The sequence below is a fragment of the Burkholderia sp. E168m23 genome (assembly GCF_016586125.1).
In the GTDB taxonomy this organism is placed as follows: domain Bacteria; phylum Pseudomonadota; class Gammaproteobacteria; order Burkholderiales; family Burkholderiaceae; genus Burkholderia; species Burkholderia orbicola.
Map to the genome: position 1 here is coordinate 1 of NZ_BCPP01001014.1, position 2460 is coordinate 2460.

General features: G+C 58.2%; 1 protein-coding gene. It reads left to right on the forward strand.

The window, feature by feature from the left end; all coding sequences use genetic code 11:
• Nucleotides 1-126: 126 nt before the first annotated feature.
• Nucleotides 127-2424: a glycosyltransferase family 2 protein gene (locus JMF90_RS33340; protein WP_082409272.1), complete on the forward strand. Its 2298-nt coding sequence runs from the start codon at nucleotides 127-129 to the stop codon at nucleotides 2422-2424.
• The last annotated feature ends 36 nt before the right edge of the window (nucleotides 2425-2460 follow it).

A 2460-nucleotide genomic window follows, 5' to 3' on the forward strand; every position in this document is an offset into this window, starting at 1 on the left:
ACGGGCGAACGCGCTTGAGCGTGTCGCAGTCGATTGTTCAACGCTGCGATTCGATCAGACGGTAAGCGACCTGTTTGTGCAAATTCCCGGCGGCGATAGTCTGTCCCGCAACTCGTCAACTCAAAAATGACTCATATGATCGAGCCGACGCTCAACCCCGCGAATGATTTGACGCCTGACGGGCCGTGGTGGGTTGCCACCGGGGCGGATCCTTATTTTCTGCTTGATTTCGGTAATGCTCGAATCTCGGCAGGGTGGAACCTTGTCACGCTTGAGGTCGAACTCGAGAGCGGGATTCTTGCGCCGACGTTCTATTTCAATGCCGGAGCCGGTTTTTCACAGGAGCTTGCGCAGGCGCTGCCCGCAGCGTCGTTGTCGTCTCAGGGTGCGATGGTCGTATTCCCGGCGAATGTACAGGCGATTCGCCTGGATCCGATGAGTTGCCCCGGACGTTTCAGGATCAAGCGGTTCTCGATTCAACCCATGTCAAGGCTTTCGCTGGCGTGGCGTCGCATGAAGCCGGTGATCCGTGTGCTGCGCGATAAGCCCGCGTTGGTTTTCCCGTATGCCGTGCAAGCCATGCGGCTAGTCAAGGCGCGTGGCGTCGTTGGCGCGCTGCGGCATGCCCTCAGGGATCGCACGATCGATACCTTGGCGGGCCAGTCAGGCAACGAGTATGGTGATTGGGTGACACGCTACGATACGTTGTCGCAGGATGACGTATCCGGGATCGCTGCTCATATCCAGCGCCTGGCGTATCGTCCGCTCATTTCCGTACTGGTTCCGCTCTACAACACGCCCGAACCGTTCCTGATCCGATGTATCGAGTCGGTCCGCGAGCAACTCTACGATCACTGGGAGCTGTGCCTCGTCGACGATGCGTCGCCGCAACCGCACGTGCAGCGGATTTGCGAACGATATGCAGCGCAGGATTCAAGAATCCGATATATGCGGCGCGAGACGAACGGACATATTGCCGAAGCCACCAATTCGGCGTTGTCGCTTGCGACAGGCGAGTTCAGCGCGCTGCTCGATCATGATGACGAGCTAGCCGCGCATGCCTTGTATATGGTCGTGGTGGAACTGAACAAGCAGCCCGATCTCGACATGCTCTACTCGGATGAAGACAAGATCGACGAGCAGGGCAAGCGCTACGAGCCGTGGTTCAAGTCGGACTGGAACTACGATCTGATGCTGTCGCAGAACGCGGTGGTGCATCTGGCGGTATACCGCACGTCGATACTGCGGGAGATCGGCGGTTTCCGGAGTGCGTTCAACGGTAGCCAGGATTACGACGTGACACTTCGCTTCAGCGAGCAAACGACGCCGGAGCGCATCAGGCATATTCCGTTCATTCTTTACCACTGGCGGGCAATCAGTGGTTCTGTCGCGCTTGCCACGACCGAGAAGCTGTATCCGTATGAGGCCGCGGAGCGTGCGATTCGCGAGCATCTTGAGCGAACCGGCCGGAGTGCGACGGTGAAACGTCAGCCGCATCTCGGCTACTACCAGGTTACGTGGCCGGTTCCTGCACCTGAGCCGAAGGTCGCGATCATCATTCCGACGAAGGACAAGGTAGAACTGCTGCGTGTTGCCGTCGACTCGATTCTCGAAAAAACGACCTACGAGAACTATGAAATCGTCATCGTGAACAATCGCAGCGTCGAAGCGAGCACGATGGAGTATTTCGCGCAGGTGCAGCAATCGCCGAAGGTGCGTTTGCTCGACTACGACAAGCCGTACAGTTTTGCCGCGCTGAATAATTGGGCCGTGACCCAGACGGATGCGCCGTTGGTCGCCTTCGTGAACAACGACATTGAAGTGATCGAACCGAACTGGTTGCGGGAAATGGTCGGGCACGCGTTGCGCCCCGAAGTCGGCTCCGTTGGTGCCAAGCTGCTTTATCCGAACGGGACGATCCAACACAGTGGCGTGGTCGTGGGTATCGGCGGCCTTGCGGGGCATCCGCATGTCGGAGAGCCAGGCGAAACGTTCGGCTATTTCGGTCGTGCAGCGTGCACTCAGCGGTACTCGGCAGTAACGGCCGCGTGCGTGGTGATGCGTCGCGAAGTCTTTCTCGAAGTCTCGGGTTTTGACGAGGTCAATTTCGCGGTGGCGTTCAATGACGTGGATCTTGGCATGCGTCTGGGACAGGCGGGTTACGCGAATGTATGGACGCCGCGTGCATTGCTTTTCCATCACGAATCGGCGAGCCTCGGACTGCCGACAAACGAAGATCGCCGTCGGCAGTTCCTTGAGGAATGCGACAATTTTCGCAGAATCTGGGCGGATGTCATCAGGAACGATCCGTTCTATAACCCGAATCTGACCATAAGCGGTGGCGATTTTCGTCCCAATTTCCCGCCGCGCGTGCGCAAGCCGTGGGTCGAGCAGAAGGATCTGAGCGAGGATATGGCGGCGTAGTGCCATGCGTGATGGCTGCTTGTTTCGCGGGGCTTT